Genomic DNA, 15006 nt, shown 5'->3' on the forward strand with positions numbered 1-15006 from the left:
TCATTGTATTCATAAGGCAGAGAGCAGATGAGTCAGCATAAAATTGGCGGGCAGCAGGTCCGTTCAAACCGGAACCGCTACCCACGTATCGTTCCCAAATTAGCGATCTTACGCGAATGCTCACTCCCTGAGCAATCTGATATCAGCAATGTCCAGTTGATATTCACCGGTTTCTGGCCCCGCATTGATCGCGATGGCAGTGATGATTGTCGGATCTAAACCGGCTACCTGATTAAACGGGACACTCACTTCCTGCCAGTCCTGAGTTGACTTGATGCGATAACTCAGTGGAATAAAACTGCCCCGGATAGAAAAGGCGATGCTATACATTTTGCCGTCGCCGCGTATTTTCAGTCTCAGCACATTGACCTGACTCAGATCCACGGCCTGGGTCTGATCCTGGCCGGGAAAGAAACTCAGTCCAGCCCAGGGAAAAGCAAAGCCGGGATTGACCTTCGCTGACATACGTAACACTGCATCGCCATCGGATTGAGCATCCATGACCTGATATTGAATCTGCGATTTTCCACCCAGCATCGCGTCTGAGCTGGTATGCCAGCCCATGCCAAAAGGACTGCTGATTTTTTGCTCGCTGAACGTGGCGATGCGGCCATTTGCGGGCAGGCGTGGACGATTACCGGTTTCTTGTTTTTCTTTTAGAACGATGTCGGCTTTTTGACTACGCAGTTCATTGAGCGCGAATCCATGCTTCCAAACCTCAACGATGCGCTTAGTATCCCGAATATGCTGATCAGGGCTGCCCTCAACCAGCAGCAGATCAGCCAGGTAGCCATTGGCTATGCGTCCGCGTTCGGCTAAGTGAAAGCGCTTTGCAGGTGCAGACGTAGCTGCAGTTAATGCGGCAGCAGGTGTCAATCCAGCCTCTACCAGTGCGCTCAATTCACGGTGGATGCTGATGCCATATTGTGTGCCACTGTTACCGGCATCGGTACCTGCAAGTATGCTGACGCCGGCTGCTGCGAGCGCTGCGGTGACTTGTTTAGGGGCGATCAGCAAGTCAGGATCCGGACTTTTGCCATACACAGTCTTCAGTGCAGGTAACTGCGCCTTGCTCAGTAAAGCACTCAGTTGTGCGTCTTCCAGTAACTCCTTAGACTGTATGCCAGCAATGCTTTCCAGTACGGTAAAGGTGGGAATCACAAATGCATGATGGCGTTTCGCACTGTCCGTTAAGCGTTGCAGCTCACGCGCACTGATGCCCTTACCTACAAACAGATGCGCTAAACCGTCGGCACCGGCATCCAGTGCGGTGATCGCATCCTGCACATTACTGATGTGCACCACCGCCAGTTTTTGGCGACGATGTGCAGCTTGTATCAGTGCTTTAACGGTCTCCGTATCCAGACTGCTTACAGCATGTTGCGGACTGCCGGGTTCCATCACTATTTTGATGAAATGTGAGCCTTCTTTAATGCGTGCATCGACCCATGCCTGTGCCTGACTTGCCTGGGTCAGGGTTTCCACCGCGATGCCGTATTCGGTGCCATGACCATTTGGCGCAGTTGCCAGCATCCCTGAAGAATAAATATCCGCTTCGCGTGGTACATCCTGCGCTTGTAAATTGCGGTTGAATTCCCGTAAACCCGGCTGCGCGGCGAACATATCTATTTCGGTAGTCACCCCATACAGCGTGGCTAATTCAAAATCTTTGAAGGCATGCACGTGTGCATCGATTAAGCCTGGCAATAAAGTACGCCCACGACCATCAATCACTTGTGTATCACGGTCGGCTTTTCCGTGAAAATTGATATCTTTGATTTTTTTACCGGAGATCAGTACATTTCTTTGACCCAGATATTTTTCCCCGTCAAAGACCCTGACGTTTTCAATTAATGTACTGGCGGCATGTGCCTGGGCACTAAGGAGCAGGGCGAACAATAAAGCAGATGCAGTTTTCATGACTAGTCCTGAGGTGAGTAAGAGTCTGCATGATGCAGCTGAAAACAGCTTTCATGTAGTACAGCTTGCCACGACTTTGCTATGACATTTGTCATGTCGGTGCTGACATGTGGAATACCTGGTACAGGCCGGTTTCCGGTCAGGGAACCAAAACGTGCGCTGCGACTCCAAACTGCAGTTTCAAATAAAATTGTGGTAGCTAAGTATGAAATTGAATGAACAACGTCGCCAGCTGTTGGGCTGGCTGGCAGCTACGCCGCTGGGACTGGCCTCGCCAGCCTGGGCGCTGAATGATTCTCCGCTGATGGCTAGTCGTCAGGAATTAGCCAGACTGGAAAAGAGTTTTTCCGGATCGGTAGGCGTGTATTTGCTCGATACGCAAACGCGGCGTCACTTCAGTTATCAAGGCGAAAAGCGCTATGCATTTTGCAGTACGTTTAAAGCCTTGCTGGGTGCCGCGATTCTGCATAAAAGCAGTCAGGAGGCGGATTTGCTGGAGCGTGAAATGACGCTTAACAGCAGCGACTTCGTCACGTATTCACCCGTCACAGAAAAGCATAAAGACGCCAGCATGCGCATCGCTGATTTATGTGCGGCGACCATACAAACCAGCGATAACACAGCGGCCAATGCCTTGCTGCGCGAGCTGGGCGGCCCGGCGGAACTCACCGCTTACATGCGCAGCATCGGAGATAACGCGTTCCGGCTGGATCGCTGGGAAACCGAACTCAACAGCGCGCTGCCTGGCGATTTACGCGATACTTCAACCCCGTCTGCGATGGCCAACAGCCTGCATAAACTGGTGCTCGGCAATGCGCTGGCCGAGCCGCAAAAACAACTACTCAAGGATTGGCTGATAGGGAATACCACCGGCAATACCCGTATCCGCGCGGGGTTGCCGCAGGGCTGGATCGTTGGTGATAAGACCGGTACCGGTGACTATGGAAACGCGCACGATATCGCGGTGGTCTGGCCGCCATCACGCGCACCGTTTGTACTTGCGATTTACACCAGCCGTAAGAAAAAAGACAGTGAAGCGAGCAGCGATATCATCGCCGAAGTGACACGGGTAGTAGTGCAGCAATGGCTGCTGAAGCAGGGCTGAGTGCCAGGCAGTTAAGCTCGCTAAGGGACAGCGCATAGCGCTGCCCCGGCGTAGTTCGGCTTGCTGTCGCTTACATCAAGATGATGTCGTACTGCTCCTGATGGAACATGGTTTCGACTTGCAGAGAAATCGGCTTACCGATGAAGTCACCCAGCATGGCGAGGTGTTGCGATTCTTCTTCCAGGAACATATCGACCACCACTTGCGAGGCCATGATACGGAATTCCTTGGGATTGAATTGTTTGGCTTCACGCAGCAGTTCACGCAGGATTTCATAGCAGATGGTGCGCGCAGTTTTGACCTGACCCTTACCGGTACAGGCCGGACAGGTTTCGCATAGCACATGGGCCAGCGATTCGCGGGTGCGCTTACGTGTGACCTCGACCAGACCCAATGCAGAAAACCCGGATACCGACAGTTTGGTGCGGTCACGTGACAAGGCCTTATTCAGCTCTGCCAGCACGGCACTGCGGTGCTCCTCATTTTCCATATCGATCAGATCGAGAATGATGATACCGCCCAGATTACGCAGTCTGAGCTGGCGTGCAATCGCATGCGCCGCTTCCAGATTGGTTTTGAAGATGGTGTCATCGAAATTGCGGCCTGCGACGAAGCTGCCGGTATTCACGTCTATGGTGGTCATTGCTTCGGTCTGATCGACGATCAGATAGCCACCCGATTTCAGATCGACGCGGCGACCCAGCGCGCGTTCAATTTCCTCTTCCACACCATACAGATCAAATAGCGGACGTTCACCGGTGTAGTGCTGTAATTTTGGCAGTACTGAGGGCATGTAGTGCTGGGCAAATTCCAGCAGCATTTGATAATTTTCGCGTGAATCAACCTGGATATTGCTGGTTTCTTCATTCACGAAGTCGCGTAACACGCGCTGTGCCAGATTCAGATCCTGATACAGCAGGGTAGTCGGTGGCTGGGTCTTGGCCAGCTGGGTGATGGTAGACCAGGTGCGGCGCAGGTAATCGACGTCGGCCTTCAGATCTTCATCCGACGCATCTTCCGCCATGGTGCGCACGATGAAGCCACCTTTTTCATCGGCTTGCTGCAGGCTCTGCACTTTGCTGCGCAGGGCTTCGCGCTCCGCCTCATTTTCAATTTTTTGAGAAATGCCGATGTGGGTATCTTGCGGTAAAAACACCAGCATACGGCCTGCGATAGAAATCTGGGTCGACAGGCGTGCTCCCTTGGTACCGATAGGGTCTTTGATGACTTGCACAGTGATGGCCTGACCATCGTACAACAGCTTTTCTATCGGCGTCGGTCCCTGCGTATTACTGCCTTCCGGCGCTCTGGCATCCCAGATATCGGCCACATGCAGAAACGCAGCGCGTTCCAGGCCGATATCGATAAATGCCGATTGCATACCAGGCAGTACGCGCACGACTTTGCCCAGATACACATTGCCGACCAGACCGCGCGACAAGGTACGTTCTATATGCAATTCCTGGACTGCGCCTTGAAAAATCAAGGCGACCCGGGTTTCCTGCGGGGTGATGTTGATGAGGAGGTTTTCGCTCATAATGGCCTGTCTGTGGTGTTGCGAACGCCAGCTGCTTCTAGCAACTGACAGGTTTCGAAAATGGGTAAGCCCATAATGCCAGAATAACTGCCGCGTATGTTTGCTATATAGCGTGCCGCTGCGCCTTGTATGCCATAGCCACCGGCTTTGTCATAGGGTTCGCTGGTGTCGCAATAGGCTGCGATCTCAGCCTGACTCATGGCTGCAAAGCTGACTTCCGAACATTGCGTGACGGTGTGCAGACCCTGTTCTGAACGTACTGCGATACTGGTCAAGACCTGATGGGTTTGTCCGGCTAACTGGCTCAGCATGGCAATCGCTGCATCACGATTAGCTGGCTTGCCCAGGATTTGCTCGCCCAGCACCACCGTGGTATCCGCTGCCAGCACCGGACGTTGCGGCAGGCCGCGCAACTGTATGACTTTCCACGCCATTTCCGCTTTTTCCTGCGTCACACGCGCGACATAGGCTTGTGGCTTTTCGCCGGGTAAAACGATTTCAGTCACATCCGGGCCACGCGGCGGTGCATCACGCAGCAGCAGCACTTCATAGGCGATGCCGACTTGCTGCAGTAATTCTTTGCGGCGCGGGCTTTTGGATGCGAGATAAATGCGGTTTTCGGACATACGTTAAGCTTTCATGAATCAGAAAATTCGGGACTGGACGGCGCGGTAACAGCGTTGATACTCAAACCCGGTGATAGGGATGATTTTGCGTGATAGACCAGGCGCGGTATAACTGTTCTGCCAGCAAAACACGTACCATGCCATGCGGCAGGGTCAGGCTGGAAATGCGTACCAGGGTATCGGCTTTGGCTTTAAATTCGGCATCGAGACCATCGGCACCACCGATCACGAACACCACATCGCGCCCGTCCTGCTGCCAGTTTGTCAGTTGCTGCGACAGTGCGACACTGGTCCAGTCTTTACCGCGCTCATCCAGCGCAATCACGCGTGCATTTTTGGGGATGACGGCTTCTATCTTGGCTTTTTCCAGAGCCATCACGGTTTCTGCCGTTTTGCTGCCCGAGCGTTCCACCGGTTTGATTTCTTTCAGATGGATACGGCATTCCGGAGGCATGCGCTTGGCATATTCCTGAAAACCGGTTTCTATCCAGTCCGGCATTTTGTGGCCTACGGCCGCGATTATCAATTGCATAGCTGTTTTGCGTGAGAGAGATCACTGACAAACAAATGGCTGCCCAGGGCAGCCATTATCAGGGTTTGCGAGGCAGGCATGTGCCGCCTCACATTCGCGCAGCTTATTCAGCCGCTTTTTTACGTGGACGCTTGGCTGCTGCTTCTTTGGCAGAAGCGGTTGCCGTCTTCGTCGCTGCTACTTTGACGCGTGCACCGGTCGGTACTTTAGCTGCCTTAGGTGCAGCAGTTTTACGTGCTGGCTTAGCTTCTGCATCAGCCGCTTTGACGGTACGTGGCTTGCGCGTCTTTTTCGGTTCGTCATCCAGCGTAGTCTGGATCGCCATCATGTCATGTGTGACTTCTACCGGAGCCGCTTTAGCAGCAGTTTTACGCGGTGCGCGCTTAGGCTTGTCTTCAGCATCTTCGCTGACTTTCTTGGTAGTGCGTTTAGCAGCGCCAAGTTTGACTGGCTTGTCGCCCCAGATTTCTTCCAGACGGTAGTAGGCGCGGATCGCTGGCTGCATGATGTGCACGACCATGTCGCCCAGATCAACCAGTACCCATTCACCGGTGGCTTCGCCTTCTACGCTGACGATTTCGCCGCCGGCTTCTTTGACTTTATCGCGTACCGACGCTGCCAACGCCTTAGTCTGGCGGTTAGAGGTACCGGAAGCGATCAGCACGCGGTCAAACAGGCTGGTCAGGTGTACGGTGTCGAACAGTTGTATGTCCTGCGCTTTAACATCTTCGAGGGCATCAACGGCGAGGGCTTGTAATTTTTTAATATCCATTTTTTCAGTAAATTGAATGTTGTTGTATGTAGTCTAGCACCTTGTGAGGAACTAGTGATCTCATTGTCGGGTTATGCTGATGTAATCCTGCGCGCAGTTGGGTCGCTGACACATCCACCGCCAGTTCCGGCTCCAGAAAACTCCCGCCACACGGGGTGTTCTGTATGGTGAGTGCACTGCTCGCCCTGCGTCTCCATTCCTGTGCTACTTCCGGTGCGGCTACCTCCAGGCTGAATCCGGGGCGGGCTGCCGCACACAGATGGGCCAGGTCAAACAGTTCGCGCCACTGCCGCCAGGTATGTAAGTTCTGCAGCTGATCTGCACCCATCGCAAAGCTGATGGATGCCCGGCTGCCTGATTCCTGTCGCAAAGCGCGCAGCGTGTCTATGGTGTAATTGACCTGCTGCTGCTTTGCTCTCTGGATTTCCTGTTCGTCGATGATGACCGGACAGAGTGTCCATGTTTCAAAAGCCAGTTTCAGCATACTGACTCTTTGCTCTGATGTAGCCGTCAGAGCGTTTTTTTGCCACGGCTGTCCTGCCGGGATAATTCTTAACTGTTCTGGTCTGAGCTGCAGACAAAGACTGTGTGCTAGCGCCAGATGACCGGCATGCACCGGATCAAAACTGCCGCCGAACACCAGCAGACGCGGTCCGCTTTGATTTATACCCATTCCCTGTGCGCCAGAAAATGCGTGCTCAGTTGTTCTTCCGGACTACCGGCTTCCGGCGTCCAGTTGTAGCGCCACTTAACGATAGGCGGCATCGACATCAGTATCGATTCTGTGCGTCCGCCCGATTGCAGACCAAAATGGGTACCACGGTCAAACACCAGATTGAACTCCACATAACGGCCACGGCGATAAGTCTGGAAGTCACGCTCCCGTTCACCATAGGCGAGTCCGCAGCGCTTTTCAAGTATAGGGCGATAGGCGGGGATGAAAGCATCACCGACACTGCGTGTCATTGCAAAGCTTTGTTCAAAATCGAGCTGGTTAAAATCGTCAAAAAAGATACCGCCGACGCCACGTGCTTCTTTACGGTGTTTCAGATAAAAATACTCATCACACCATTTTTTGAAGCGTGCATGCAATTCATCACCAAACGGTGTCAGTGAAGTTTTGCAGGTCTGGTGAAAATGACGCGCATCCTCTTCAAAACCGTAATACGGCGTCAGATCCATACCGCCACCGAACCACCAGACCGCTTCCTTGCCTTCTGCATGAGTGGTGAAAAAGCGCACATTCATATGTACCGTCGGCGCATACGGATTGCGCGGATGCAGCACCAGTGAAACGCCCATCGCTTCCCATTTGCGGCCTGCCAGCTCCGGACGGCTGGCCGCAGCGGATGGTGGCAGGTTATTACCCATCACATGGGAAAAATTAACGCCGCCACGCTCAAATACCTGACCTTCTTCGATCACGCGCGAAATACCGCCGCCGCCTTCCGGCCGCTCCCAGCTATCGGTGAGAAAAGCCTTGCCATCGACGGCTTCCAGCGCCTGTACGATGTTCGCCTGTAAGGACAAGAAGTAAGACTTGACTGCCTGCGTATCTGTCATCGTATCCTTCATCAGAATATGCCTTGATTGTGCCTTGATAATGCCTGGGTTAGAAAGCAAGACGGGCTGGACTGCGTCCAACCCATCCAGGTGAGTCACGGAGTACACACTCCGTCATCTATCAGTGTTTGCGGTTCAGTGCGCGCCAGCCTATATCGCGGCGGTATTGTGCGCCATCAAAATGAATTTTTTCCACCACGTCGTAAGCATGTTTCTGTGCCAGTTTGACGGTATCGCCCAGGCCCACCACGCATAATACGCGACCACCGCTGGTGTGCAGGGTTTTGTCGTTCAGGCTGGTACCGGCATGGAAGGTCACGCTATCCGCGGTTTCCGGAGGAATACCGCTGATCACATCGCCTTTACGTGGCGTATCCGGGTAGCCCGCTGCTGCCATCACCACACCCATCGCAGTGCGGCGATCCCATTCCAGTTCCACGCTGTCCAGTGTGCCATTGACTGCATGTTCCATCACTTGTACCAGATCGGTTTTCAGGCGCGCCATGATAGGCTGGGTTTCAGGATCGCCCATGCGGCAATTGAATTCCAGTGTCTTAGGATTACCCTGATCATCGATCATCAGGCCAGCATACAGAAAGCCGGTGAATACGATGCCATCTTTGGCCATACCTTGTACTGTCGGTACGATGATTTCGCGCATCACGCGTGCATGCAATTGCGGTGTCACGATAGGTGCCGGGGAGTAGGCACCCATACCACCGGTATTCGGACCTGCATCCTGATCCAGCAAGCGCTTATGATCCTGGCTGGTGGCCAGTGGCAAGATGTTTTTGCCATCTACCATCACGATAAAGCTGGCTTCTTCGCCTGCCAGGAATTCCTCGATCACGACGCGTGCACCGGCATCGCCGAGCTTATTATCGGACAGCATCATGTCGACCGCGGCATGTGCTTCATTCAAATCCATCGCAACCACCACGCCTTTGCCGGCGGCCAGACCATCGGCCTTAATCACAATCGGCGCACCTTTGGCGTCGATGTAGGCATGGGCTGCCTGCAAGTCAGCAAAGGTCTGATATTCAGCGGTTGGGATATGGTGGCGCTGCATAAAGGATTTAGCGAAATCCTTAGAGCTTTCCAGTTGTGCGGCTTCTTTGCTCGGGCCAAAAATCTTCAGGCCACGGGCACGGAAAATATTCACGATACCTGCTGCCAGCGGCACTTCCGGGCCAACTACGGTCAGTGCGATGTGTTCCTGTTCAGCGAAATCTGCCAGTGCCGCCGGATCGCTGATGGCGATGTTTTTCAGACGCGCATCAGTCGCTGTGCCGCCATTGCCCGGCGCCACAAAAATAGTTTGTACCCGCTCAGACTGAGCAAGTTTCCAGGCAAGAGCGTGTTCGCGGCCCCCTGAGCCGACAACCAGAATTTTCATATTAATCTTCAATGATGGCGTTGGTATAAACTTCCTGTACGTCGTCCAGATTTTCCAGCGCGTCGATCAGTTTTTGCATTTTGATCGCATCGTCGCCGCTGAATGCAGTTTCTGTGCCCGGTTTCATGGTGACTTCGGCTACTTCCGGCTTAAAACCGGCCGCTTCCAGTGCCGAGCGGATGTCAGACAGGCTGAATGGGGCGCAAATGACTTCGATGCCGCCTTCATCGTCGGTAATCACATCATCGGCACCGGCTTCCAGTGCAGCTTCCATCAGTGCATCTTCATTCGTACCAGGGGCAAACAGCATTTGTCCGCAATGCGTAAACAAAAAGGCGACCGAACCCTCAGTACCCATATTGCCACCGAATTTATTGAAGGCATGGCGTACTTCTGCGACGGTACGTACCCGGTTGTCTGTCATACAGTCGACGATGATCGCTGCGCCGCCTATGCCATAACCCTCATAACGTACTTCTTCGTAATTAGCGCCTTCCAGTGTGCCAGCGCCGCGCTGAATTGCACGCGAGACATTTTCTTTCGGCATATTGGCATCGGCCGCTTTTTCAACGGCGAGACGCAGACGTGGGTTAGAGTTGACATCCTCGCCGCCCATTCTGGCGGCTACGGTAATTTCTTTAATCAGACGGGTCCAGATTTTGCCGCGTTTTGCATCGGTCGCAGCTTTTTTATGCTTGATGTTGGCCCATTTACTATGTCCTGCCATGATCGCTCTTTCCTGAATCGGCATTTGCACACGCAAAGGTGGCTGATTTGCCTGGCTTTTTAGATATTGAAGGGCAGCATTCTACCATATCGCCCTCAGAGAACATTTCCAAATCCGGTGTTCAGAGATGAAATGTTGATTAGATACAAAGTTGTTCTATAGTGGAACTCCGGGCCGGGCAGTCAGTCTGGTTTCCTGCCTCTTGTAGGTACACAGTGGCCTGGCATCATAAAGTTCCCTGTAAGTTGCAATAAATTGCGTGGAATTTGTAAGTAAATGTACGTCTCTCGCAAACTGCCTGTTGCAGAGTTGAAGGTGTGAATTTTCTTACAAATGTAAGCACGCGTGTTGCTCATACAGTTTCATCTGCAACACCCGGATGACAGCAGTTTATCTGCACATCTTTGTTGATTGGCGCTAATTAGCTTGTTTTCAGCTCAGCGTGGATAGCGCTTACAATGACTGGCATGAACACGAATCCCTTACACATTATTTCCAGACGGAATTATTTGTCTGGTCTTGCGATGGCAACAGCAGGCGCCGTCCTGTTTTCCGCGAAAGCAATTGTTGCAAAACTCTTGTACCGCTACCAGTTGGATGCTGTTACCTTAATCGCTTTCCGCATGGCATTTTCATTGCCGGTATTTGCTGTGATTGCGATGATGCAGATGCGTCAGCCTTTGCGGCTCAGTACAGGTGAAAAATGGCGTTTGCTACTGGTGGGGCTGACCGGTTATTACCTGTCCTCCTTCCTGGATTTTCTGGGCTTGCAGTACATCAGCGCCGGGCTGGAACGTTTGATCTTGTTTTTGACGCCGAGCTTTGTGCTGTTTTTCTCAATGATTTTGTACCAGCGTCAGGTAACGAGGCTGGAACTGGGCGCCTTATTGCTCAGTTATTCAGGCATTGTGCTGGTGTTTTTACATGATTTGCATTGGGGTGCTGACAATGTGGTTTTGGGCGCGGCCTTGGTGCTGGGTGCGGCAGTTTCGTATGCCGCCTATTTGATGCAGTCGGGACAATTGCTGGCGCGACTCGGTACTTTGCGGCTGGTGTCCTATGCCATGTGTATCGCAAGTGTTGCTTGCATTACACAATGTCTGGCGATCCGGCCAATTTCCGTGTGGAATCAACCTGATGCCGTGATTTATCTGTCATTGTTCAATGCTTTGTTTTGCACAGTGTTGCCGGTATTCCTGACGATGATGGCGATCAAGCGTATCGGTGCGGCAACTGCTTCTCAGGCTGGCATGATAGGCCCGGTATCGACCTTGTTTCTGGGTGCATGGTTGTTGTCCGAGCCGGTCACCGGCTGGCAATTGCTGGGAACAGCGTTGGTACTGAGTGGAATGTATTTGTTATCGACTAAAAAATAAGGGAGGTCGTGATGGTGAAGGCAATCCGTATGTACCGTACCGGTGGTCCGGAAGTGATGGAGTACGAGGACGTGGAACTGGGCAGGCCGGGACCGGGAGAAATTTTGGTGCGCCATCACGCCTGTGGTTTAAATTTTATTGATGTGTATTTTCGCACTGGCTTGTATCCTCAGGAATTACCGGCAGGATTAGGCATGGAAGCAGCCGGTGTGATTGAGCAGTTAGGCCCGGATGTGCATGGTTTGCAGGTCGGCGACCGGGTGGCTTACGCTGCGCGTCCGAATGGTGCCTATGCCGAGGCGCGTGTGATGCCTGCTGCACATGTGGTCAGGCTGCCAGAGGGAATCAGTTTTGAGACCGCGGCCGCCATGATGTTGCAGGGCTTGACCGTACAGTATCTGTTTCACCGTACTTTCCATTTGCAAGGCGGTGAAACTATCCTGTTCCATGCCGCCGCCGGTGGCGTAGGTCTGATCGCCTGCCAGTGGGCGCGTGCGATTGGTGTGCAAATGATAGGGACGGTCGGTTCCGATGACAAAGCGGAACTGGCCAAAGCCCATGGTTGCACCCATGTGATTAATTACAATAAAGAGAATTTTGTGGACAGAGTCAGGGAAATAACGGATGGCAAAGGTGTACCCGTTGTTTATGATTCCATCGGACAGCAGACATTTAAAGGATCGCTGGATTGTCTGTCGCCGTTGGGCATGATGGTCAGCTTTGGTAATGCTTCAGGACCGGTGCCGGATTTTTCTCTGTCCGAGCTTGCATCACGCGGTTCCCTGTTTATTACCCGACCCAGCCTGCTGCACTACACCGCACGGCGTGCGGATCTTGAGCATATGGCGGCTCAGCTGTTTTCTATGGTTCAGGGCGGCAAAATTAAGGTCGATGTGCGGCAGCGCTATGCACTGGCAGATGTGGCGCAGGCGCACCGCGATCTGGAAGCCAGGAAAACCACAGGCTCCAGCCTGATCATACCCTGACAGGAACTGGATATGTACGTCCCGTATCCCCCGAGTTGCCCCGCATTGTTCCGGGTTTCCGGAATATCCAGCTTAATCAGAGAGGAGTTGTGATGGCCGAGCCGCATTTCGAAGATGATGAGGAAGAGAAGCCCCAGTTTGGTCGTTTGCTGATCGTCTTGTTCCTGGCTGTATTGACAGTCGTGGCAATTACCGTCGCATCCGAAGCATTTTATTCGCACTGACCGGAGTCAGTCTGGTCCCGGTCATCGCTAGCGTTAGGTCAGGTAGCGCAGTCCGTGTAGTACAGAGCACATTTTGAATTCAATTTATGGACACCATTCCTTTACATATCGCCAAAAAAAATGAGTTTTCTAACTCCAGCCGCTTATTGCTGCTGCAAAGCCTGGTACCGGTGGCGACCAATCTGGTGTCATCCCAGCTGGAAGCATTTGCTTCCCGTCTGACGCAGGCCTTGTTTAAGGTGTCGGATCAAAATGTCAGGCCAGAAGAAGCTGCCAATAGCTTTCAAACCTATCAGCTTCTGAAACGCAACCACACCAGCTTTTACCGGATTGTAGCGTCGCAAATTAATGCTGCGCTGGCCAAAGAAGTGAGTGTGGTCAATACCCGCAAAAAATTCAAAGAGGCGGGTGAGGCGCAGGATATTTCGCTGGTGACGTTTGAAGAGATGGAAAATAAAGTATTGACTACCAATCTGGCCAAGGCATTGGAAGTCAATAACGCCGATCATCTGGTGGCGCTGAACATCCGTATTGGTCATGTGCTGCGACGCACGCCTATCAGCGTATCGCAAAATCCCTTCCGGCCCGAAGTGTTTATTTCTGCATTTCTGCAAGCCTGGCAAGAGTTCGACAGTAATAAGGAAAGCCAGCATCTGGTGCTGCGCCTGCTGCAACCCGAAATTTTTCTGCAACTGGCCAATGTGTATCAGGGACTGAATGAGGCTTTCATAGAGCGCGGAGTGCTGGTCGATATTGATGAGGCCAAGCGCGAGAGTAAAAAACGCGGGCGTTTTAGCAGACGTGAAGATCTGGAGTCTACCGATCCTTACCTGGAAAATAAACTCAGAAATATTTTCTCGCCTAAGCCAGGTAATGTCAGGCCGGAGCTTGCGCATGACATGCAGGAGCAGGGAATGTCTGCGCCATCCTATGGCACGCCTGGCGCCGAGATGGTGACGATAGACCGTCAGTTTTTTGATTACCTGACCAGTTTGCAACGTCAGCAACAGGCTGCCAGTCAGAATGGACAGGGCATCTATTTGCGTCAGCTGAGCCAGCAGGCTAGCAGCAGCGAGCTGACGCATATTGATCAGAATACGATAGAACTGCTGGCGCGTATTTTTGATTATGTGTTCAATGATCCGAGCATTCCATCCGATATCAAAGCCCTCATAGGGCAGTTACAGATACCCACTTTAAAAGTGGCATTGATGGATAAGGACTTCTTTTTTAAAGACAGTCATCCGGCGCGCGTATTGATCGACACGCTGGCCAAATCCAGTGTGTTATTAGGCAGTGAGGCAACGCCGGAAGATCCCTTGTATCAAATGATAGAAGACGTGGTCGAAAGGGTGCAGCAGGAATTTGATGAGCAGATTGACCTGTTTTCTGATGTGGTGGCCGACCTGGAAGCCTTCCTGAAAGAAGAGGAGCAACAGGCAGAGGAAGCGATTTCTGAACCGGTCGCACTCGCTCTGAAGCAGGAAAAAATGCGGCTGGCGCGCGAGTTTGCTGAAAACGATGTGGCCATCCGGGTTGAAACCGGTGAAGTTGCTGGCTTCCTGGAGGATTTTCTGCGTAATCAGTGGATACGCATCCTGACTATCGCGCACAACGTCAAGGAAGAAAAGCCGAACGCACTGGAAAATGCGCTAAGGACTATGGATGACCTGATCTGGAGCCTGAAGCCCAAGAACAGTTCGGAAGAGCGCAAAGAGCTGGTCAGTAAGCTGCCCGCCATGCTGACTTTACTCAATGCCTGGCTGAATGCGATTAAATGGGATGAGCCAGACCGCGTACTGTTTTTTTCCAAGCTCGCAGAACGTCATGCAGCCATTGCGCGCGCACCGCTGGAATTGTCACCGCGTCGCCAACTGGAAATTGCGGTGAACATTGCGCAACGCGCGAGTGAGAAACGCTTGAATCGTCATGTGCTGGACCAGGGGGATCAGGCACCGGATGAGTGGTTGCAACTGGTGGATGAACTGGAGCGTGGTGTCTGGGTGGATTTCACCAACAGCGCCGATGTCACAACCCGCTTCAAACTGGCCTGGGTCAGTCCTAAACGTACCCGTTATATTTTCACCAGCCGCCAGGGACATGACTCTTTTTCGATTTCCAGTGACGAGCTGATTACCCAGTTCAGGCATGGCGATGCGGTCTTGATTTCTGCCAGCTCTATCGTGGATCGCGCGCTGGTTGAGGCCCTGCGCGATCCACCAGCCTGAGCTGCAGGCTAAAA

Annotated in this window: 14 protein-coding genes; 5 read left to right on the top strand and 9 right to left on the bottom strand. The window is 52.7% G+C overall.

The annotated features are described in order from the left end of the window. Positions 1-120 precede the first annotated feature (120 nt). The gene (locus tag H8K43_RS06585) at positions 121-1920 is read right to left on the bottom strand and encodes a CIA30 family protein (RefSeq protein ID WP_186903111.1); all 1800 of its coding nucleotides are present in this window, start codon (positions 1918-1920) and stop codon (positions 121-123) included. Between the two features lie 205 nt (positions 1921-2125). Here H8K43_RS06585 and bla point away from each other — a divergent pair, with 205 nt between their 5' ends. Next, on the top strand, positions 2126-3025 hold the full coding sequence (gene bla / locus H8K43_RS06590) for a class A beta-lactamase (protein WP_186903112.1): 900 nt from the start codon (positions 2126-2128) through the stop codon (positions 3023-3025). Between the two features lie 70 nt (positions 3026-3095). Here the strand turns inward: bla and rng are convergent, their stop codons facing one another. The 8 genes from rng to H8K43_RS06630 all read right to left on the bottom strand — a co-directional run bounded on the left by rng (position 3096) and on the right by H8K43_RS06630 (position 10178). After that, on the bottom strand, positions 3096-4562 hold the full coding sequence (gene rng, locus H8K43_RS06595) for a ribonuclease G (protein ID WP_186903113.1): 1467 nt from the start codon (positions 4560-4562) through the stop codon (positions 3096-3098). Further along, positions 4559-5188, bottom strand: coding sequence for a Maf family protein (locus tag H8K43_RS06600; protein ID WP_186903114.1), 630 nt, complete (start codon positions 5186-5188; stop codon positions 4559-4561). Before H8K43_RS06600 ends, rng begins: the two co-directional genes overlap by 4 nt. A 61-nt stretch (positions 5189-5249) precedes the next feature. Next, positions 5250-5720, bottom strand: coding sequence for a 23S rRNA (pseudouridine(1915)-N(3))-methyltransferase RlmH (rlmH, locus tag H8K43_RS06605; RefSeq protein ID WP_186903115.1), 471 nt, complete (start codon positions 5718-5720; stop codon positions 5250-5252). 103 nt (positions 5721-5823) lie between these two features. Next, complete coding sequence (rsfS, locus tag H8K43_RS06610; RefSeq protein WP_162020026.1) at positions 5824-6492, bottom strand: ribosome silencing factor; 669 nt, start codon at positions 6490-6492, stop codon at positions 5824-5826. A gap of 4 nt (positions 6493-6496) precedes the next feature. Next, positions 6497-7165: a nicotinate (nicotinamide) nucleotide adenylyltransferase gene (gene nadD / locus H8K43_RS06615; protein WP_186903116.1), complete on the bottom strand. Its 669-nt coding sequence runs from the start codon at positions 7163-7165 to the stop codon at positions 6497-6499. Continuing rightward, positions 7156-8067: an oxygen-dependent coproporphyrinogen oxidase gene (gene hemF / locus H8K43_RS06620; RefSeq protein WP_186903117.1), complete on the bottom strand. Its 912-nt coding sequence runs from the start codon at positions 8065-8067 to the stop codon at positions 7156-7158. Before hemF ends, nadD begins: the two co-directional genes overlap by 10 nt. 109 nt (positions 8068-8176) lie before the next feature. Then, the gene (purD, locus tag H8K43_RS06625) at positions 8177-9451 is read right to left on the bottom strand and encodes a phosphoribosylamine--glycine ligase (RefSeq protein ID WP_186903118.1); all 1275 of its coding nucleotides are present in this window, start codon (positions 9449-9451) and stop codon (positions 8177-8179) included. 1 nt (position 9452) lies between these two features. Continuing rightward, positions 9453-10178: a YebC/PmpR family DNA-binding transcriptional regulator gene (locus tag H8K43_RS06630; protein ID WP_186903119.1), complete on the bottom strand. Its 726-nt coding sequence runs from the start codon at positions 10176-10178 to the stop codon at positions 9453-9455. A gap of 458 nt (positions 10179-10636) precedes the next feature. Here H8K43_RS06630 and H8K43_RS06635 point away from each other — a divergent pair, with 458 nt between their 5' ends. The 4 genes from H8K43_RS06635 (at position 10637) to H8K43_RS06645 (ending at position 14992) form a co-directional block, all read left to right on the top strand. After that, complete coding sequence (locus H8K43_RS06635; protein ID WP_408058496.1) at positions 10637-11554, top strand: DMT family transporter; 918 nt, start codon at positions 10637-10639, stop codon at positions 11552-11554. Positions 11555-11565: 11 nt separating this feature from the next. Continuing rightward, positions 11566-12540 carry a quinone oxidoreductase family protein gene (locus H8K43_RS06640; protein ID WP_186903121.1) on the top strand — a complete coding sequence of 325 codons (975 nt, stop codon included), beginning with the start codon at positions 11566-11568 and terminating at the stop codon, positions 12538-12540. 92 nt (positions 12541-12632) lie between these two features. Further along, complete coding sequence (locus tag H8K43_RS19085; protein WP_268970582.1) at positions 12633-12764, top strand: hypothetical protein; 132 nt, start codon at positions 12633-12635, stop codon at positions 12762-12764. A gap of 86 nt (positions 12765-12850) precedes the next feature. After that, positions 12851-14992, top strand: coding sequence for a DUF1631 family protein (locus tag H8K43_RS06645; RefSeq protein WP_186903122.1), 2142 nt, complete (start codon positions 12851-12853; stop codon positions 14990-14992). Positions 14993-15006: the final 14 nt, after the last annotated feature.

The sequence above is a fragment of the Cognatundibacterium curvum genome, from assembly GCF_014284235.1.
Taxonomy (GTDB): domain Bacteria; phylum Pseudomonadota; class Gammaproteobacteria; order Burkholderiales; family Burkholderiaceae_D; genus Undibacterium; species Undibacterium curvum.